The sequence below is a fragment of the Streptomyces sp. NPDC054883 genome (assembly GCF_053610645.1).
In genome coordinates, this window is sequence record NZ_JBSGYT010000024.1 from 85,931 (window position 1) to 104,915 (window position 18,985).

The window sequence follows — 18,985 nt, forward strand, 5'->3', positions numbered from 1 at the left end:
GGCCGCCGCCTTCAGTGGTACTGGTGGACGACCGCGTGGCCCTTGCCGCGGCCGATCATCCACTTGTTGACCGGGGTCGTGACGACGAAGGCGAGCGCGAGGGAGAGCGCGAGCGCGGTCCAGAACAGCGCCTCCGACAGGTGGGCGTCCATCGCGCCCGGCCACAGTGCGATCACGCCGTTGTCGATCAGCTCCATCACGGCGATGGAGAGGGTGTCGGCGGCGAGTGCCACCCGGACGGCCGTACGGATTTCCACGCCCGCGCCGAGGATGCCGCGCAGGGTGAGCGCGTAGCCGAAGAAGAACGCGAGGACGATGGCCGCGATCATCGTGGCCAGGTTGCCCCAGCCGAGCGCGGTGCCGATGATCATGCCGAGCACTTCCCCGATGGCGCAGCCGGTGAGGCAGTGCAGGGTGGCCTTGGCGGCCGTGCCCCAGCTGACCGGGCCGGAGCCGCCGTGGTGCGGGTGGCCGCCGCCATGCGCCGGGTACTCGCCGTGGGCCCCGTGGGCCTGCGGCTGCTCGGTTCCGCCGTCGTCGTGGTGCGCGTGTGCGTGGTCCATCGTCAGCCTCCTGGGGACGCCGCCTCTCCGGGGAAGGGCGGTGGCGCGGTCCTGGATACCCGAACCGTATACCCCCCAGGGGTATTCCCCAAGGGGTTACGCGTGCGCCTCGCGCAGCTCCTTCAACAGCGCCACGTCCGCGGCGTGGCCCTCCTTGCCGCCCGGTGTCTCGATGATCAGCGGCACCCCCTCCATCGCGGGGTGGGAGAACAGTTCACCGAACGCCTCCCGCCCGATGTGACCCTGGCCGATGTTCGCGTGGCGGTCCTTGTGAGCGCCGACGCCCTCCTTGGAGTCGTTGGCATGGACCAGCTTGAGCCGGCCCTCGCCCACCGTGTCCACCAGCAGGTCCAGCGTCTGCTTGGCGCCGCCCGGCTCCGCCAGGTCGTGCCCGGCCGCGAAGACGTGGCAGGTGTCCAGGCAGATGCCGAGCTTCGGGTGGTGGTCGAGCGCCTCGAAGTACGGGCCGAAGTCCCAGGTGCGCGAGCACAGCGAGGAGCCCTGCCCGGCCGTGGACTCCAGCAGCAGGAACGGGTCGTCGTCGTGCGTCAGCTCGTCCAGCAGCGGCAGCATGTACTGCCTGACCTGCGCGTACGCCACCTCACGGGGACGGCCGCCGGTGGCCGAGCCGGTGTGCACGACCACCCCGAGCGCGCCGATCTCCCGGGCCCGGCGCAGCGAGTGCCGCAGGGACTCCACCGACTTCTCGACGGTCGCCTCGGTGTGCGAGCCGAAGTTGATCAGGTACGGCGCGTGTACGTAGGCCGGCACCGACAGGGCCGCGCACTGGGCGCGGAACAGCTCGTCCTGCGCCGGGCTGCCGGTCGGGGTGGCCCAGCCGCGCGGGTTGGCCACGAACACCTGGACGGCCTCGGCGCCCATCTCGCCGGCGTACGCCAGGCCGACCGAGGCGAGCCCGCCGGCCACCGGGACGTGTCCGCCCACGGGGTTGCGGCGCGCGGCGGCCCGGTCGGGGGCGGGGCCGGTCGCCGGCTGGGCGGCCGGGGCGGCGGGCTGGTCGGTGAGCACTTACAGCCCCTTGGTCCTGATGATGATCGTGCTGCCTTCGGGGGCGTTCTGGCCGCCCGGCACCGACTGCGCGTCGACGGTGTTGCTGAAACCGAAGAAGGGCCGTTCCACCTTCACCTTGAAGCCCAGGGCCTCCAGCGCCCTGCGGGCCACGTCGGCCTCCTGGCCCGTCACGTTCGGCACCTGCACCGGGCGGGGGCCCTTGGACACGGTGAGCGTCACCGTGTCACCCGCCGCGGCCTGGGTGCCTGCGGCGGCGGACTGGTTGGCGACCGTACCGGCGGGGGAGGGGGAGTTGACCTGCTCGGCCGCCGTCTCCACCTTGAGGCCGAGGTCCTGGAGGGCGACGCGGGCCTGCTCCACCGGCTGGCCGGCCACGTTCGGCACCAGGACCGGGCGCCCCTTGCTGACGACGATCGCCACCGCCGTGTCGGGGGCCCGCTTCTGGCCGCCCTCCGGGTCGGTGCCGATCACCGCGCCCTGGGGGACGTCCTGGCTGAACGCCTGGGTCACGATGCCGGGCGCGAGACCGGCCGACGTCAGTTCCGCCTTGGCGGCGTCCAGGGTCTTGCCCTTGACCGCGGGGACGCTGACGACCTCGGGGCCGCGGGAGAGCGTCAGCGTCACCGAGCCGTTGCCGCGGATGCGCTTGCCGCCCTGGGGGTCGGTGTTCATCACCGTGCCCCGGTCGAAGGCCTCGCTGAACTTCCGGTCGACGCCCTTCACGCCGAGACCGGCCGCCGACAGCTCGGAGCGGGCCTGCTCCTCCGTCTTGCCCAGGAGGTTCGGCACCTTCGTGAACTGGCCCGAGTTGATGTACCAGACCCCCGCGCCGAGGCCGAGGACCAGCAGCACCCCGGCGATGACCAGGTGCAGGCCGCGCGGCCGGGTCCGGCGCCGGGTGCGCGGCGGCGGGGGCGGCGTCGTCAGGCGGGAGGTGTGGTGGAGGGGCTCGGCCGCTATCGCGCCCGCCGGGGCGACGGGCCGGGGGATCACGCTGGTGCGGTCCTCGTTCGCCCCCCGCTCGCCCGGGTTCGCCTGCGGCGGTACGGCGTCCAGCTCGGCCTCGCTCAGCGCGGCCCGGGCCTCCAGCGTCAGGCCCAGCAGTGCGGCGGCGTCGGCGGGGCGCAGCTGCGGATCGCGGGCCGTGGCGTGCGCGACCAGCGCGTCGAGGCCGGCGGGCAGCCCGGGGACGGCGGCGGAGGGGGGCGGAACGTCCTCGTGCAGGTGCTGGTAGAGCACCTGCGCGGCGGAGCCGCCGGTGTGCGGCTTGGAGCCGGTGAGCATCTCGTAGAACACGACACCGCAGGCGTAGACGTCCACCCGGGTGTCGGTGACGCCGTTCTCCATCTGCTCCGGGGCGAGGTAGGAGACGGTGCCCAGGACGGCGCCGGTGGTGCTGGTGACCGTGTCCACGCTGCGGACCAGGCCGAAGTCGGCGACCTTGACCCGGCCGTCGTCGCCGATCAGGACGTTCTCGGGCTTCATGTCGCGATGGACGAACCCGGCCCGGTGCGCGGCGCCGAGGGCGGCGAGGACCGGTTCGAGGATGTCCAGGGCGGCCCGCGGCTGGAGCGCGCCGCGCCGGCGGAGCACGTCGCGCAGGGTGCAGCCGGATACGTACTCCATCGCCAGGTACGTGTACGGGCCGTCCGTGCCCTGGTCGAAGACGGCGACGACGTTGGGGTGGGCGAGGCGCGCCACGGACTTCGCCTCCCGGATGAACCGGTCGACGAAGGAGACGTCCGCGGCGAGGGCCGGGTGCATCACCTTCAGCGCGAGGATGCGGTCGAGGCGGGTGTCGAGGGCCCGGTAGACCGTGGCCATGCCGCCGGCCGCGATCCGGGCGTCGATGCGGTAGCGGCCGTCGAGCGTCTGCCCGACGAGGGGGTCATCCAGGGTCGTGTCCACCCGGCGATTCTACGAGCCGCCCCGCCGGGCCCCGCCGGTACGGGTCGGCTTGCAGCGCGGCTGTGACGCGGGGGCGGTGGTAGGGGCCCCCGCGCGCGGGGACCCGTAGCCGTGGAGGCCCCGCGCGGCCGGGGGCCCGTACCACCGCCCCCCTCAGAACGCCGGGCGTTCCGGGTCCAGGGTCGCGCGGCCCTGCTCCGGGGAGGAGGCGTGCGCGAAGCGGCGTTGGGGGATGCGGCCCGCGCGGTAGGCGAGGCGGCCCGCCGTGACCGCGTCCCGCATGGCCGCGGCCATCAGCACCGGCGCCTGGGCGCGCGTCACCGCCGAAGCCAGCATCACCCCCGCGCAGCCCAGCTCCATCGCCAGCGCGGCGTCCGAGGCCGTACCGGCCCCCGCGTCCAGGATCACCGGCACGCCCGCCCGCTCCGTGATCAGCTCGAAGTTGTGCTGGTTGCGGATGCCCATCCCCGAGCCGATCGGGGAGCCGAGCGGCATGATCGCCGCGCATCCCACGTCCTCCAGCTTCCGGGCCAGCACCGGGTCGTCGTTGGTGTACGGCAGCACCGTGAAGCCCTCGTCGACCAGGATCTCGGCGGCGTCCAGCAGCTCGACGCCGTCCGGCAGCAGGGTGCGTTCGTCCGCGACGACCTCCAGCTTGATCCAGTCCGTACCCAGCGCCTCCCGCGCGAGGCGGGCCGTCAGCACGGCCTCGCCCGCAGTGAAGCAGCCCGCCGTGTTGGGCAGCACCGCGATGCCCAGCTTCGTCAGCACCGACAGCACCGAGCCCTGGACCGTCGGGTCCAGCCGGCGCATGGCGACGGTCGTGAGTTCCGTACCGGAGGCGACCAGGGCGCGCTCCAGCACGTCCAGGCTCGGGGCGCCGCCCGTGCCCATGATCAGGCGCGAGGAGAAGGTCCGGCCGCCGAGGGTGAAGACGTCGTCCGCCATGGCCCTCAGCCTCCCTGTACCGCGGTCAGGACCTCGACCCGGTCGCCGTCGCCCACCGGGGTGTGCGGCCACTGCCCGCGCGGGACGACCGTCTCGTTGAGGGCGGCGGCGACCCCCTTGCGGGCCGGGGTCAGGGTGGCGACCACCGTGTCGAGCGTGGTGCCGGCCGCGACCTCGCGCGGCTCGCCGTTGACGGAGATGGTCATGCGTACGTCTCCTGACGTGCCTCGGTGAACCGGCGCGGGGTGAAGGGGCGGGCGATCTCCGGCACGGTGCCGGTGGCCAGCAGCTCCGCCATCACGTCGCCGGTGAGCGGGGTCAGCAGCACCCCGTTGCGGTAGTGCCCGGTGGCCAGGTGCAGTCCCGGCAGCGCGGTCGGGCCCAGCAGCGGGGCGTTGTCGGGGGAGCCGGGCCGCAGCCCGGCCAGGGTCTCGGTCAGCGGCAGTTCGGTGATGCCCGGCACCAGCTCGTGGGCGTCGCGCAGCAGCTCGTAGACCCCGCCGGCCGTGACGGTGGTGTCCCAGCCCAGCTCCTCGCTGGTCGCGCCGACGACGAGCTCGCCGTTCTCGCGCGGCACGAGGTACACGTGGCCGCCGCGCACGACCGCCCGTACGGTCCGGGACAGGAACGGGGCGTACGGGGCCGGCACCGTCAGCCGCAGCACCTGCCCCTTCACCGGCCGCACCGGGACCGCCACCTCCGGGGGCACCCCGGGCAGCTGCCCGGACAGCGAGCCGGCCGCCAGGACGGTCTGGCCGGCGCGCAGCTCCGTACCGTCGTCGAGCAGGGCCCCGGCGGCCCGGTCGGCCACGACGAGCAGCCGGGCGGCGCTCGCCCGGTGCACGGTGACCCCGGCGCGTTCGCAGGCGGCCAGCAGTGCGGCCGTCAGCCGGCGCGGGTCCACCTGGTGGTCGCCGTCGACGCGCAGGCCGCCGCGTACGCCCGGGGCCAGCATGGGCTCCAGGCGGCGGCACTCGCGGCCGGTCAGCCACTGCGAGTCCAGGCCGCACGAGCGCTGGAGGGCGTGCAGCTCGCGCAGGTGGAGGCGGTCGTCGGCGTCGAGGGCGACGGCGAGGGTGCCGCAGGCGCGGTAGCCGATGTCCATGCCGCCGCTCGCCTCGGCGAGCTCGGCGGCGAACTCCGGGTAGCGGGCGGCCGAAGCGACGTTGAGCCCGAGCAGGGTCTCCTCGCCGTAGTGCAGTTCGGTGACGGCGGCGAGCATGCCGGCCGCGACCTGCGCCGCGCCGCCGCCGGGGGCCGGGTCGGCCAGTACGGTGCTCAGTCCGCGCCGGGCGGCCCGCCAGGCGGTGACCAGGCCGATGATGCCGCCCCCGATGACGAGGACGTCGGATCCCTTCGGGGATCCCCTCCGAGACGAGTGCATGGGCGTCCAGCCCCTCCCTTCGCCGGCATGACCCGGATCAGGTTCGTACGGTCGGAGGCCGGCCAGCCTCCCTCTCAGCCCGGTGCGTCCGGACTCCCGCGATAGGTACGGTGGCCAGACTAACCCCGGCGCGCACGCCGGGTAAGGCTGCCTCCCCCGGGCCTGTTCCTGATGAAACGTCAGAAGATTAGGGTGGGCGGCGTGAGCGAGCAGACGGAACACACTCAGAGCGGCGTCGTCATCGTCGGTGCCGGAATGGCCGGGGTGCAGACCGCGGTCGCCCTGCGGGAGCAGGGCTTCACCGGCCCCGTGACCCTGCTGGGGGCCGAACCCCACCAGCCCTACGACCGGCCCCCGCTGTCCAAGGCGGTGCTGCTCGGTAAGGCCGAGGACTCCGCCTTCGACGTGGACTTCGAGGCCCTCGGCATCGTTCTGCGGCTCGGCGTCGAGGTCACCGGGCTGCGGGCCGGCGCCCGCGAGGTGGACACCGAGGCGGGCCCGGTCCCGTACGACGTGCTGGTGCTGGCGACCGGAGCGCGTCCGCTGACCCTGCCGGGCTCGGACGGGGTCCCGGGCGTGCACCTGCTGCGCACCCTGGACGACGCCGCCCGGCTGCGGCCCGTGCTCGCGGCGGCGCCCCCGGTGGTGGTGGTCGGCGCCGGATGGATCGGCGCGGAGTTCGCGACGGCGGCCCGGGAGGCGGGCTGCGCGGTGACGGTGGTCGAGGCGGCGGAGCGGGTGCTGGCGGGGGCCGTGCCGGCGGAGGTCGCGGAGCCGATGGGGCGCTGGTACGCGGAGGCGGGCGCCAGACTGCTGACCGGGGCCCGGGTGGCGTCCGTCGAGGAGGGCCGGGTCCACCTGGCGGACGGCCGGACGTTGGAGGCGGGCGCCGTGGTCGTCGGCATCGGGGCCCGGCCCGCGACGGACTGGCTGGCGGGCTCGGGCGTCGAGCTGGGCCCGGACGGTTCGGTCACCGCCGACGCCCGGCTGCGGACCTCCGTGCCGGGGGTGTACGCGGTGGGGGACTGCGCGTCGTTCCCGTCGGCCCGGTACGGGGAGCGGCTGCTGGTCCACCACTGGGACAACGCGCTCCAGGGGCCGCGGGCGGTCGCGGCCAACGTGGTCGCCGGGGAGGCGGCGGAGGGCGCGTCCTACGACCCGGTGCCGTACTTCTGGTCGGAGCAGTTCGGCCGGTTCGTGCAGTACGCGGGGCACCACGGCGGGGCGGACGAGATGCTGTGGCGGGGGGATCCGGCCGGCGCGTCGTGGTCGGTGTGCTGGTTGCGCGGCGGGGCGCTGGTGGCGGTCCTGGCCGTGGGCCGGCCCAGGGACCTGGCGCAGGGACGCCGCCTGATCGAGGCCGGCACGGTGCTCTCCGCGGCCGCGGTCTCGGATCCCGACACCCCGCTGAAGTCGGCGCCGGCCTGACGCATCCGCGGCCGCCCCGCCCCGCCCCGGGCCGGTTCCGGTAACCCCGACGGGGCCGCCCGCGTCCGGGCCGGAAACCCGGACGGGGTGGTCCGAGTACCGGCGGCGAGTCCGAGATGGCAGGCTTGTGCCCGTGACCGAGATTGACGCAAAGATCGATGCCCTTGTCCCCGCCTGGCTCTACCTCCCCGACATCGCCGAGATGCTCGACATCGAAGTGACCCGGGTCCGCCAGCTGGTCAAGGAAGGTCAGCTGCTCGCGGTGCGCCGCGGCGAGAACCGCTCCCTCCAGGTCCCCGCCCCCTTCATCGACGGCGACAAGATCGTCAAGGGCCTCACCGGTCTGCTGACCGTGCTCCGCGACGACGGCTTCTCCGACGAGGAGATCCTGGAGTGGATGTTCACCCCCGACCCGACCCTCCCCGGCACCCCCGCCCAGGCGCTGAGCGAGAATCGTGGCACGGAGGTGAAGCGCCGCGCTCAGGCGCTCGCCCTCTGACGGACCCACGCACGACGTGAGGTACTGATCCGCAGGTACTGATCCACGTACTGATCCAGCCGGTGTACGGGCCCCCGCGGCCCGTACACCGCCACCACCACGGGGGTACACCCATGCTGCTGTCCGACGCCCGGCTCTACCTGTGCACGGACGCCCGCAAGCGGCAGGGCGACCTCCCCGAGTTCCTCGACGCCGCCCTGGCCGGCGGCGTGGACATCGTCCAGCTCCGCGACAAGGGCATGGAGGCCGGCGAGGAACTCGAACACCTCCGGGTCTTCGCCGACGCCGCCCGCCGGCACGGCAAGCTGCTCGCCGTCAACGACCGCGCCGACGTGGCCCACGCCATCGGCTCCGACGTGCTCCACCTCGGCCAGGGCGACATCCCCGTCCCCGCAGCCCGCGCGATCCTGGGCCCGCAAATCCTCGTCGGCCGCTCCTGCCACGCCGAATCCGAGGTCGACGCGGCCGCCGCGGAGCCCGGCGTGGACTACTTCTGCACCGGCCCCTGCTGGCCCACCCCCACCAAGCCCGGCCGCTACGCCCCGGGCCTGGGCCTCGTGCGGTACGCCGCCTCCCTGCGCCAGGACCGCCCCTGGTTCGCCATCGGCGGCATCGACGCCACGAACCTGGACGAGGTGCTCGACGCCGGCGCCACCCGGATCGTGGTCGTACGGGCCATCACCGAGGCCACCGACCCCGGCGCCGCCGCCAACGAACTGGCCAAGCGGGTCCGCGAGCGCGCCTGACCGGCCCCCGCCACGGGGGTGTCCAAAAAGGTGTCCAAAAGGCGGACTCGGCTACGGCCCGTGCCGACCCCCGTCTAACCTGCCGGTATGGCCCTTGGTACCGCTTCCACCTGGTCGGACCGTGCACACACGGTCCGCGACCTCCTCGCGTCCGGGAGCTCGTACTCCTTCGAGTTCTGGGCTCCGAAGACCGAGAAGGGCGAGCGCAACCTCTGGGACGCCCTGCGCCGGATCGAAGCGGTGGCCCCCAGCTTCGTCTCGGTCACCTACGGAGCCGGCGGCTCCACCCGGGGCGGCACCGTCCGCGCCACCGAGCAGATCGCCGCGAACACCACCCTGACGCCCGTCGCCCACCTCACCGCCGTGGACCACTCCGTCGCGGAGCTGCGCCACGTCATCGGGCAGTTCGCCGACGCGGGGATCCGCAACATGCTCGCGCTGCGCGGTGACCCGCCGGGCGATCCCATGGGCCCCTGGGTCAAGCACCCTGAGGGCGTGGACTACGCCGCCGACCTCGTGCGCCTCCTCAAGGAGTCCGGGGACTTCTGCGTGGGCGTCGCGGCCTTCCCCGAGATGCACCCCCGCTCCGCGGACTGGGACACGGACATCCGGCACTTCGTGGACAAGTGCCGTGCGGGCGCCGACTACGCCATCACGCAGATGTTCTTCGATCCGGAGAATTATCTGCGGCTGCGCGACAGCGTCCAGAAGGCGGGCTGCGAGACCCCGATCATCCCCGAAGTCATGCCCGTTGTGGGGATCAAGCAGCTCGACCGGCTGCCCCAACTCAGCACCGCCGTCTTCCCCGAGGCGGTAAAAGACCGCATGCTCGCGGTCAAGGACGACCCGGCCGCTGTACGCTCCATTGGCATCGAGTTCGCCACGGAGTTCTGCGCGCGGCTGCTGTCCGAGGGTGTCCCGGGGCTGCACTTCATCACGCTGAACAATTCGACGGCGACTCTCGAGATCTACGAAAACCTGGGTCTGCACCAGCGGGCCTGATCGGCCGGCCCCCGTTTCCCGCGCGGTCGGCCGTACCGAGAGGGGCCATGCATGGGAATGACGGTCCTCTACATCGCGTTCGGCTTCGTCGCGTTGTGGCTGCTTGCCGAGGTCCTGATGCAGTACAAGGCCCGGCTCCGCTGGCGCCTGCTCGCCTTCGCCGGGTTCGTCGGCGTGGTCGCCGGGGTGGTGCTGCCGTCCGTACTGGTCATCGCCGTCGGCGCGACCGCGTTCGCGGTGGGCCAGACCCTGGTGACGCTCTCCTTCCGCAAGGGCTTCGTCGCCGGCTGGGCGCTGCGCCGGGGCGGGGAGCCCGTGCGCAAGGGCGGACGCCGCCGCAGCGGCGGCCCGCGGCCCCCGCGCGCGGAACCCGCGCTGGAGGTGACGGCGCTGGAGTACGGCGCCGAGAGCGACCAGCCGGAGTACGAGGCGTCGTCCGGGCGCCGCGCGGCGGACCGTGACGAACTCGACGCGGGGGATGAGGACGTCTTCACCCCGCAGCCCGTGCCCGAGGAGACCGGCTCCTACGGGATACAGAGTTTCGCCTCCCAGGGCCAACAGGCCGCGCAGCAGGCGGCGGCGTACTCCCAGCACCCCGCCGAAACGGCCGCGTTCGCCTCGCCGTTCACCACGCCCGAGCAGGACGCACACCAGTTCGCGGCGTACTACGACCCCCAGGGCCAGGGCGGCTACGACTACTCGGCCGGCTACCCGGGTGCCGAACAGCAGGTCTACGCGGCCTATTCGGACCCGTACATCGGCACCGGCGGCGGCGTCGCCCCGGCGCAGGAGTACGACTACACCGCGTACGGCGACTACGGCCGCCAGCAGTACTCGATGGACACCCCGCCCGGCGGGGTGTGGGTCCCGCAGCAGCGGGACGCCGCCCAGCCCTACCCGCCGGAGGAGCCGCAGCAGCCCCCTCAGCAGCCCCAGGGCTACCCGTACCAGGGCGGCCCCGGCGAGTACGAGCCCTACCGCTACTGAACCGTTCGAGGGCGTTCTAGCGGGAACCGCGGAAGCCGGCGCCCTCCACGATCAGCCCGGCCACCAGGGCGCCGGTCATCCCGGCGTGGGGGAGGCCGCCGCCGGGGTGGGCCCAGCCGCCCGCGAGGTACAGCCCGGGCAGGGCGGTGGTGTTGGCGGGGTACAGCAGCCGTCCGCCGGCCCCGGCCAGCGCGGGCGCCGGGACCGCGCCGTCCACCGCGCCCGTGGCCCCGGCGATGTCGGCCGGGGTGCGCAGCTCGTGCCACAGCAGCCGCTCCCGCAGCCCGGGTACGGCCCGGGCGGCCGCCGCGAGCAGGTCCTCGGCCGAAGGCGCCGCACCGGGGTCCACGACGGCCTGTACGGTGACGGCCTCGTGCTCCGTGTCCGGCGCCGCGGCCGGGTCGTCCGGGCGCAGCACGGTGACGCCGCCCCCCGTCAGGGTGCGGTGCACGGCGTCCGCCGCGCGGGCCCCGCGCAGGGCGAGGAACAGGGTGTACCGGGCCTGGAGCCCCGTGCTGCGGGCGGGCGTGGAACCCGGCGCGAGCGGGACCGCCAGCGCCCTCGGATCCACCCCGCACACCACCGCGTCGGCCTCCACCACCTCGCCGTCGGCCAGCAGCAGTCCGGCCGCCCGGCCGTCGCGCCGCACGACCTCCCGTACCGCGGTGCCGAAGACGAAGTCCACCTTCCGTTCCAGGCACCGCTCGTGGACGGCGGTGGCGAGCCTCCGCAGCCCGCCGCGCACGTACCAGCTCCCGAAGGTCTGCTCCATGTACGGCAGCACCGCCGCGGAGGCGGGCGCCGTCGCGGGGTCCAGCCCGTACGCGCGCACCCGTTCGGCGAGCAGTTCCCCGAGCGGGCCGCCCAGCTCGCGCGCCGCGACCTCGGCGAGGGTCGGCGGCCGGCGCCGCAGCAGGCCGCTCTTGCGCAGGGCGGGGTACGGATCCTCGCCCAGCACCTGCCAGTCGGGCCGCAGCGGCTCCTCCAGCAGGGGCCGGCGGGTGGCGTTCCAGGCGTCCCGGGCGCGCCCGAGCACATCGCTCCAGCGCTCCCCGGCGCCGGGCCCGAAGGCCTGGTCCAGGACGGCGGCCGCGCCGCCGCGCGAAGCGTTGGGCAGGGTCACCTCTGCACCGCCGGGCAGCACGTGCCGGACGGCGGGGTCCACCTGCACGAGGTCGACGCACTCCTCCAGGGGCCGCTTGCCGGTCTTCACGAAGAGGTCGCGGTAGACGGCGGGCAGGTGCAGCAGCCCGGGTCCGGTGTCGAAGGAGAAGCCGTCGCGTCCGTACCGTCCGACCGCGCCGCCGTAGGTGGAACCGCGCTCGTACACCGTCACCCGGTGCCCCGCCACGGCCAGCCGGGCCGCCGTCGCCATCGCGCCCATGCCGGCGCCGATCACCGCAATTCGTGCCATGCGGTGGAGCCTACCGAGCGGGACCGCAGGCGGACCGACCGAGGTCAGTAGGGCGGGGCGCCGGTGATCCGGTGGCTTTCGGCGGCCGGCCGGCGCTCCTCGCGGCGCTGCGCCCGAATGCGCAGGAAGCGGCGGATCCGGGTCCAGAGGTAGATCACCAGGGCCAGGCCCGCGGCGAGGAGTACGGCCGCGATGACCGCCGCCGCGCGGGGATTGAACATCGCGAAGGTGACGATGCCGGCCACCCCGAGGTCCTCGGCGGTGCTGAGCACCACGTTGCTGAACGGCTCCGGTGAGGTGTTGACCGCCATCCGGGTGCCCGCCTTGACGACGTGGCCGGCCAGCGCCGCGGAGCCGCCGACCGCACCGGCCGCTATGCCGGACAGCGAGCCGCTCTGCCCGGCCAGCAGGGCGCCGACCACGGCTCCGGCGACCGGGCGGATCACCGTGTGGACGGAGTCCCACACCGAGTCCACGTACGGGATCTTGTCGGCCACCGCCTCGCAGAGGAACAGCAGGCCCGCGAGGATCAGCACATCGGTGCGCTGGAGGGAGGCCGGTACCCCGTCGCTCAGCCCGGTCGCTCCGAAGACGCCGAGCAGGAGGACCACGGCGTAGGCGTTGATCCCGCTGGCCCAGCCGCTGGTGAAGACCAGGGGGAGCACTGTCATCGGGCCATCATGCCGCAGCGGACGAATGAGGGACGACCGCCACCGGCGGCCGTCCCTCATGAAGTCGCTACGGGGATCACTGCCCCTGTTCGTCGCGGCGGCGCTGCCACCGTTCCTCGATGCGGGTCATCATCGACCGACGCTGCCGGTTCTGCCCTCGGGCAGTACCGCCTGCACTTCCGGAGACGGGCTGCTCGCCGGGCTTGGGTGCTCTGCGCCAACCGGTGACGACGAGAACCGTGCAGGCCAGCATGACGAGGAATCCCACCACACTGATCCAGAGCACGCTCTGCCAGATCACACCGGTCATGAGGAGCGCGATACCCACCACAATGCCTACGGCTGCCTGGTATACCCGTCGCCGGGTGTACGTGCGCAGTCCGCTTCCCTCAAGCGCTGTCGCGAACTTGGGGTCTTCGGCGTACAGCGCTCGCTCCATCTGCTCGAGCATTCGCTGCTCGTGCTCCGAGAGCGGCACGGGAGTCCTCCTCATCCGTCGGTCGCGGGGGGTAGCGACCAGGGGTCCCCTTCAGGATAGGCGGGGAATCGCCCCCGTGACACCCGCCCACTGCGCCAGGTTCGAAAATGCACCGCCTGGAAAAACACTGCCGGAAAAGCGTCTGCCTGGAAGAAGCGCAGCACCGGACCGCACCGTCGCGGGCGTGGTCATTGAGGCGCTTATTCCCCAATGACCGGTCCGCCATGCCGACCGGTGTCTTCGATCATACGGGGGCGGCGGTCCGTTCGGAGGGTGTCCGGCGAACCCCGCGGCCGGGAGCTTCGCAGATCAGGCGGGCTTCTCGCCCAGGACGTGCAACTGCGTGGCCACCGCGTGGAAGGCGGGCAGCTCGGCAGCGGCCTCCTCCAGGCGCAGCAGCGCCTCCACCGCGCCCGGCTCGGTGTCCACCAGCACCCCGGGGACGAGGTCGGCGAAGATCCGGACGCCGTGCACCGGGCCGACTGCGAGCCCGGCTCCACCGACGACCTCGGCCAGCTGCTCGGCGGTGAAGCGGCGGGGTACGGGGTCGCCCGCCCCCCAGCGGCCGGCCGGGTCGGTCAGCGCGGTGCGGGCCTCGGTGAAGTGCCCGGCCAGGGCGCGGGCCAGCACGGCCCCGCCGAGGCCGGCGGCGAGCAGACTGAGGACGCCGCCGGGGCGCAGCGCGGTGACCGCGTTGGCCACGCCCTCGGCCGGGTCGTCCACGTACTCCAGCACGCCGTGGCACAGCACCACGTCGTACGCGTCCCGCTCGACCACGTCCAGCAGGCCCTGGGCGTCGCCCTGGACCCCGCGCACCAGCTCGGCGACGCCTGCCTCGGCGACCCGCCGCTCCAGCCCGAACAGTGCGTTCGGGCTGGGGTCGACCACGGTGACCCGGTGGCCCAGCCGGGCCACCGGGACGGCGAACTTGCCGGTGCCGCCGCCGGTGTCCAGTACGTCCAGCACGTCCCGGCCGGTCGCCTTCACCCGGCGGTCGAGGGCCTCTTTGAGGACCTCCCACACCACTGCGGTGCGGAGCGAGGCGCGGGGGCGGGAAGTGTCCGACACGACTGATGACTCCTCGGTGTAGGGGGCACCTCCCAGCGGTGGCCGGGGGAGGGTGAGCGGTGCAGGCCCCACCCTATTGCCTCCCGCAGCCGGGCTGGTCATCCCGCCTGCGGACGCTCCGGCCGGGGTTGAGGCACGCCTTGCCGGCCGCCCGGAGCGGCCGCCCCCAGGGCCAGCATCCGCTCGACCAGGCGCACGAACATCCCCACCTCGCGGACGAGGTCGTCGGCGTCCCGGCAGGTCGCCGCATCCGGTATGCCGGCCTCCGCCCGGGCCCGCCGGGCAGCGCCCGAGGCGAACAGGGCGCTCCACTCCGTCAGCTCCGGCGCCATCTCCGGCAGTACCTCCCACGCGCTGCGGATCCGCGGCCGCCGCCGGGGATTCACCGTCTCGGGCCTCCCGCGCGCGGCGAGCACGGCCGCGGCCGCACGCAGCGCGGCGAGGTGGGCGGTGGCGTACCGCTCGTTGGGCCGGGGCAGAAGGGCAGCCTCGGCCAGGCCCGCGCGGGCCTTGTCGAGCAGGTCGAGGGCGGCCGGTGGGGCCGCCGACTTCCTCGGGACGGGGTGGACAGGGGACGGGGACGGTGTGGCCATGACGAACCTCCTGTCGGTGCGTACTGCTGTCGATGCGTGCTGCTGTGGACGCCGGGTGGTGCCCGATAACGGTTTCGCTACCAGTCCCCATCGTGACGGGCGCCACTGACAATTCGCCCTGACCTGCGTGTTCGTCCCGACGCTCGGCGTGCAGGGCCCCTCGGCAGGCGGACTGCAACTAAGCCTGGTAGTTTTTGAACTGACCGGTCAGTTCAAAAGAAGTGGTTCAACAGAAGGGGGGCGGCAGTGGACAGCCCACACGGCGCGGCCGTCAAGGCCGAGGGCTTCGGACTCAAGGGACCGCGCGGCTGGGTCTTCCGGGGTGTGGGGCTCCACGCGGAGCCCGGCTCGCTCATCGCGATCGCAGGGCCCTCGGGCAGTGGCCGTACCTGCCTCCTGCTCGCCCTCACCGGCCGGATGAAGCCCTCCGAAGGGCACGCCGAGATCGGCCGCCACCGGCTGCCGAAGAAGATGGCCGCGGTCCGCCGGATCTCCGCCCTCGCCCATGTCCCCGGGGTCAACGACCTGGATCCCGCCCTGACCGTCGCCGAACAGCTGCGGGAAGGGGCCCTCCTCCAGCGCCGCTACGAAGGCCCCGTCCGGGCCCTGCTGCGCCCGCGCGGCGAGCGCCGCGTCTCCGCCGAGGCCCGGATCGAAGAGGCCCTCGCCGGCGCCGGTCTCGACCTGGACACCCTGCCCAAGGGACCGCGCACCTCGGTGCGCGACCTGGAACGGCTGGAGGCCCTGCGGCTCTCGGTGGCCATCGCCCTGCTGGCCGCTCCGCGGCTGCTGGCCCTCGACGACGTCGACCTCAAGCTCCCGGCCGCCGAGAGCGCCGAAGCCTGGACCCTGCTCCGCTCGCTCGCCGAGCGCGGCACCACCGTCCTCGCGGTGTGCAGCGAGGCACCGCAGGACGCGACGGTGCTGCGCCTGGGCGCCGCCGCCGAAGCGCCGCAGCAGCCCGAGCCGCGCACGGCGCCGGCTGCCCGGGCCACCCGGGACCCCAAGATCACCTGGGGCGCCGGGGCCACCGCCCGGACCACCGCGAAGACCGATGCCGACGAGACCGACGCCGGCGAGACCGACGCCGGCGAGGCCGACCGGAGCACGCCCGAGGAGGGCCCGACCGCCACCGCCGGAACCACCGACGTCCCGGCCGAGGCGACCGACGACCCCGCCGCCGACCACGACCGGGCCCCCGACACCGACACCGCCGCCGACACCGACACGAAGGGGGCCGACGATGCGCTCACCGAAGCTCGCCGCGCTTGAGCTCAAGCGCTTCGGCCGGGGCAAGCTGCCCGCCGCCGCCCTCGTCGCGCTGCTCCTCCTGCCCCTGCTCTACGGCGCGCTGTACCTGTGCTCGTTCTGGGACCCGTACAGCCGCCTCGACAAGATCCCCGTCGCGCTCGTCAACGCCGACCGCGGCGCCGCCGTCGACGGCAAGCGCATCGCGGCGGGCGACGAGATCACCAAGAAGCTGCACACCAGCAAGACCTTCGACTGGCGCGAGGTGAGCGCCGACGAGGCGGCCAAGGGGCTGGAGCACGGGAAGTACTACCTCTCGCTGACCATGCCCGCCGACTTCAGCGCCAAGATCGCCTCCAGCTCCGGCGCGGACCCCGCCACCAGCGCCCTCCAGGTCCGCACCAACGACGCGAACAACTACATCGTCGGATCGATCTCGAAGACCGTCTTCTCCGAGGTCCGCGCGGCGGCGTCGACCAACGCCTCCCGCGGCTTCCTCGACAAGATCTTCGTCAGCTTCTCCGACCTGCACGACAAGACCGCGGAGGCCGCCGACGGCGCCGACAAGCTCAAGGACGGCGCGGGCAAGGCCCAGCAGGGCGCCCAGAAACTCGCCGACGGCCTCGACACGGCCGAGGAGAAGTCCGGCGAACTCACCGACGGCCTGAAGAAGCTCGACTCCGCCGCCGGTCAGCTGGAGACCGGCACCAAGGAGGTCGCCTCCGGCACCCAGATGGTCGCCGACAAGGTCAACGGCGCCGCCGCGAAGGCGCGCCCCTTCGTCAAGGACCCGAAGTCGCTCGCCGACACCGCCCGGCTCGTCGCCGACACCGCCAAGGTGGTCAACCACCACCTCGGCACGTTCGCCGAGAAGGCCCCCGCCGCGGCGGCCGTCACCAAGCGGGTCGCCACCGGCACCGCGGCGTACTACACCGACCACTGCGTCACCCCGGGCGCCGAGCCGCACCTGGCCTCCTGCCCGGACCTGAAGAAGCTCAAGGACGACGCGGCCGAGGGCGCCCTGCTGGCCGGTGACGTCAACACCGTCGTCAAGGACACCAACGGCGACCTCACCACCCTCCGCGGCCAGCTCACCGACCTGGAGACGAAGGCCAACGCGCTCGCCGCGGCCGCCCCCGGCCTCTCCTCCGACCTCGAAGCGGCCGTCGCCAAGGTCAACGCCCTCAACACCGGCGCCCACCAGGTCGCCACCGGCATGGCCAAGCTGCACACCGGCCTCGGCACCGCCACCGGCGGCTCCGGCGCCCTCGGCGAAGGCGTCGGCAAGCTAGGGGACGGCGCCCACACCCTCGACGGCGGCATGTACAAGCTGGTGGACGGCACCGGCGAGCTGGCCGGCGGCCTGCACGACGGCGTCGGCAAGATCCCCGACTACGACCAGCAGGCGCGTGACGCCCGCACCCAGGTCATGGCCGACCCGGTCCGGCTCGCCAGCCAGTCCCTGCACCGGGCGCCCAACTACGGCACCGGCTTCGCCCCGTACTTCATCCCGCTCTCCCTCTGGGTCGGCGCGATGGTCGCCTACATGCTGATCGCGCCCCTCAACAGGCGGGCGCTGGCCACCGGCGCCTCGCCGTGGCGGATCGCCTTCGCGGGCTGGCTGCCCGTGGCGGGGATCGGCGTCGTGCAGGTCGCCGCGCTGATGTCCGTACTCCACTGGGGCCTCGGTCTGGAGCTGGCCCGCCCGGCGCTGACCATCGCGTTCCTGGCGCTGGTGACCGCCTGCTTCGCCGCGATCGTCCAGTGGCTGAACGCCAAGTTCGGCGCGGCCGGACGCATCCTGGTCCTCGCCTTCCTGATGCTCCAGCTGACCTCGGCCGGCGGCACGTACCCCGTCCAGACCAGCCCGGCCTTCTTCAACGCGGTCCACCCGTACCTGCCGATGTCCTACGTCGTCGAGGGCCTGCGCCGGCTGATCACCGGCGGCGACCTCACGCCGGTGTGGACGGGCTGCGCGGTACTGGCGGCCTTCACGGCCGGGGCGCTCGCCCTCACCGCGCTCGCCGCCCGCGGCAAGCAGGTGTGGACGATGGACCGGCTGCACCCCGAACTGAGCCTGTAGGGAGCCGGTGACCTGTGAGAATCAGCGCCATGGAAAGCAGCAGCACCGGTACGGGTACCGGCAGCGGCCGGCGGCGGGCAACCCGGCAGAAGCTCTACGAAGCGGCTGTCACCCTCATCGCCGAGCAGGGTTTCTCCGCGACGACGGTCGACGAGATCGCCGAGCGGGCGGGCGTCGCCAAGGGCACCGTCTACTACAACTTCGCCAGCAAGACCGATCTCTTCGAGGAACTGCTGCGCCACGGGGTGGGGCTGCTGACCGCCTCGCTGCGCGAGGCGGCGGAGTCCACCGAGGCCCGGGGCGGCACCCGGGTCGAGGCGCTGGACGAGATGATCCGCGCCGGCCTGGTCTTCATCGACCGCTACCCGGCCTTCACCCAGCTGTACGTGGCCGAGCTGTGGCGGACCAACCGGGCCTGGCAGTCCACGCTGATGGTGGTGCGCCGGGAGGCGGTGGCCGTCGTGGAGACGGTGCTGCGCGAGGGCGTGGAGCGCGGGGAGCTCAGCGCTGAGATCGACGTGCCGCTGACGGCGGCGGCGATGGTCGGCATGGTGCTGGTGGCCGCCCTGGACTGGCAGTCCTTCCAGAGCGAGCGCTCGCTGGACGACGTGCACTCGGCGCTGTCCCTGCTGCTGCGGGGCCGCGTCAGCGGGAGCCGGTGACACCCGCGGGTGACCCCCGGTCGGCGGTGCCGCCGGGCGGGGGCCGCGGCGTAGAACTGAGTATCCGTACCTAGCCGCCCCCGGGCTTCGAAATGAGTACGTGTACGGATGGGCTCCCACCTGCGCGGACAGCAGACTGGGGGCGACGGACGGGGCCGCTCGGCCCGCACCGCGGACACGGGGCCGCGGAGCGGGACCGGGTCCTCGTCCAGCACCGGGAGGGGAAACCCGGTGGGTCCGCCGGTGCGGCGGGGCTCGGGGGGATCGAGCC

General features: G+C 73.7%; 19 protein-coding genes and 1 riboswitch. Of the genes, 8 read left to right on the forward strand and 11 right to left on the reverse strand.

What is annotated here, in order from left to right; all coding sequences use genetic code 11:
* Window positions 1-11 precede the first annotated feature (11 nt).
* From ACWGH1_RS19325 to thiO, 6 genes are all read right to left on the reverse strand, one after another.
* On the reverse strand, window positions 12-563 hold the full coding sequence (locus ACWGH1_RS19325; protein WP_453355105.1) for a DUF4396 domain-containing protein: 552 nt from the start codon (window positions 561-563) through the stop codon (window positions 12-14).
* Between the two features lie 96 nt (window positions 564-659).
* On the reverse strand, window positions 660-1,508 hold the full coding sequence (locus ACWGH1_RS19330) for a deoxyribonuclease IV (RefSeq protein WP_453355110.1): 849 nt from the start codon (window positions 1,506-1,508) through the stop codon (window positions 660-662).
* 84 nt (window positions 1,509-1,592) lie between these two features.
* A complete protein-coding gene (gene pknB, locus ACWGH1_RS19335) occupies window positions 1,593-3,503 on the reverse strand; it encodes a Stk1 family PASTA domain-containing Ser/Thr kinase (RefSeq protein WP_453355104.1) in 1,911 nt (636 codons plus the stop codon).
* A 153-nt stretch (window positions 3,504-3,656) separates the two neighbouring features.
* Window positions 3,657-4,451, reverse strand: coding sequence for a thiazole synthase (locus ACWGH1_RS19340; protein ID WP_453353844.1), 795 nt, complete (start codon window positions 4,449-4,451; stop codon window positions 3,657-3,659).
* A 5-nt stretch (window positions 4,452-4,456) separates the two neighbouring features.
* Complete coding sequence (gene thiS / locus ACWGH1_RS19345; RefSeq protein WP_453353845.1) at window positions 4,457-4,657, reverse strand: sulfur carrier protein ThiS; 201 nt, start codon at window positions 4,655-4,657, stop codon at window positions 4,457-4,459.
* Entirely contained in the window at window positions 4,654-5,835 is a 1,182-nt protein-coding gene (gene thiO, locus ACWGH1_RS19350; RefSeq protein WP_453353846.1) for a glycine oxidase ThiO, read from the reverse strand. The genes thiS and thiO overlap by 4 nt, the downstream gene beginning before the upstream one ends.
* Window positions 5,833-5,945, reverse strand: a riboswitch (TPP riboswitch). It overlaps the preceding gene by 3 nt.
* Window positions 5,946-6,036: 91 nt before the next feature.
* On the opposite strand from thiO, the gene ACWGH1_RS19355 reads away from it, so the two are divergent.
* From ACWGH1_RS19355 to ACWGH1_RS19375, 5 genes are all read left to right on the forward strand, one after another.
* Window positions 6,037-7,263, forward strand: coding sequence for an NAD(P)/FAD-dependent oxidoreductase (locus tag ACWGH1_RS19355; RefSeq protein ID WP_453353847.1), 1,227 nt, complete (start codon window positions 6,037-6,039; stop codon window positions 7,261-7,263).
* Window positions 7,264-7,396: 133 nt separating this feature from the next.
* Complete coding sequence (locus ACWGH1_RS19360; protein ID WP_136215209.1) at window positions 7,397-7,762, forward strand: Rv2175c family DNA-binding protein; 366 nt, start codon at window positions 7,397-7,399, stop codon at window positions 7,760-7,762.
* A 113-nt stretch (window positions 7,763-7,875) separates the two neighbouring features.
* Window positions 7,876-8,508 (forward strand): thiamine phosphate synthase, encoded by a 633-nt coding sequence (gene thiE / locus ACWGH1_RS19365; protein WP_453353848.1) that lies wholly within the window; start codon window positions 7,876-7,878, stop codon window positions 8,506-8,508.
* Window positions 8,509-8,595: 87 nt separating this feature from the next.
* The gene (gene metF, locus ACWGH1_RS19370; RefSeq protein ID WP_453353849.1) at window positions 8,596-9,510 is read left to right on the forward strand and encodes a methylenetetrahydrofolate reductase [NAD(P)H]; all 915 of its coding nucleotides are present in this window, start codon (window positions 8,596-8,598) and stop codon (window positions 9,508-9,510) included.
* A 51-nt stretch (window positions 9,511-9,561) separates the two neighbouring features.
* Window positions 9,562-10,497, forward strand: coding sequence for a hypothetical protein (locus ACWGH1_RS19375; protein ID WP_453353850.1), 936 nt, complete (start codon window positions 9,562-9,564; stop codon window positions 10,495-10,497).
* 16 nt (window positions 10,498-10,513) lie between these two features.
* Here the strand turns inward: ACWGH1_RS19375 and ACWGH1_RS19380 are convergent, their stop codons facing one another.
* From ACWGH1_RS19380 to ACWGH1_RS19400, 5 genes are all read right to left on the reverse strand, one after another.
* Window positions 10,514-11,911, reverse strand: a complete 1,398-nt coding sequence (locus ACWGH1_RS19380; protein WP_453353851.1) for a phytoene desaturase family protein — start codon at window positions 11,909-11,911, stop codon at window positions 10,514-10,516.
* Window positions 11,912-11,955: 44 nt separating this feature from the next.
* Window positions 11,956-12,582, reverse strand: coding sequence for a DUF4126 domain-containing protein (locus ACWGH1_RS19385; RefSeq protein ID WP_453353852.1), 627 nt, complete (start codon window positions 12,580-12,582; stop codon window positions 11,956-11,958).
* 76 nt (window positions 12,583-12,658) lie between these two features.
* Window positions 12,659-13,060 (reverse strand): DUF3040 domain-containing protein, encoded by a 402-nt coding sequence (locus ACWGH1_RS19390; RefSeq protein WP_453353853.1) that lies wholly within the window; start codon window positions 13,058-13,060, stop codon window positions 12,659-12,661.
* A 309-nt stretch (window positions 13,061-13,369) separates the two neighbouring features.
* Window positions 13,370-14,128: a methyltransferase gene (locus tag ACWGH1_RS19395; RefSeq protein WP_453408845.1), complete on the reverse strand. Its 759-nt coding sequence runs from the start codon at window positions 14,126-14,128 to the stop codon at window positions 13,370-13,372.
* A gap of 98 nt (window positions 14,129-14,226) precedes the next feature.
* Window positions 14,227-14,721, reverse strand: a complete 495-nt coding sequence (locus tag ACWGH1_RS19400; protein ID WP_453357194.1) for an SAV_6107 family HEPN domain-containing protein — start codon at window positions 14,719-14,721, stop codon at window positions 14,227-14,229.
* Window positions 14,722-14,967: 246 nt separating this feature from the next.
* Between ACWGH1_RS19400 and ACWGH1_RS19405 the strand changes: the two genes are divergently transcribed.
* Genes ACWGH1_RS19405 through ACWGH1_RS19415 form a run of 3 tightly spaced genes read left to right on the forward strand, consistent with a single transcriptional unit; the run spans window position 14,968 to window position 18,714 of the window.
* Window positions 14,968-15,993, forward strand: coding sequence for an ATP-binding cassette domain-containing protein (locus tag ACWGH1_RS19405; protein ID WP_453357195.1), 1,026 nt, complete (start codon window positions 14,968-14,970; stop codon window positions 15,991-15,993).
* Window positions 15,965-18,052 carry a YhgE/Pip family protein gene (locus ACWGH1_RS19410; RefSeq protein WP_453408846.1) on the forward strand — a complete coding sequence of 696 codons (2,088 nt, stop codon included), beginning with the start codon at window positions 15,965-15,967 and terminating at the stop codon, window positions 18,050-18,052. Before ACWGH1_RS19405 ends, ACWGH1_RS19410 begins: the two co-directional genes overlap by 29 nt.
* A 29-nt stretch (window positions 18,053-18,081) precedes the next feature.
* Entirely contained in the window at window positions 18,082-18,714 is a 633-nt protein-coding gene (locus tag ACWGH1_RS19415) for a TetR/AcrR family transcriptional regulator (protein WP_190182138.1), read from the forward strand.
* The last annotated feature ends 271 nt before the right edge of the window (window positions 18,715-18,985 follow it).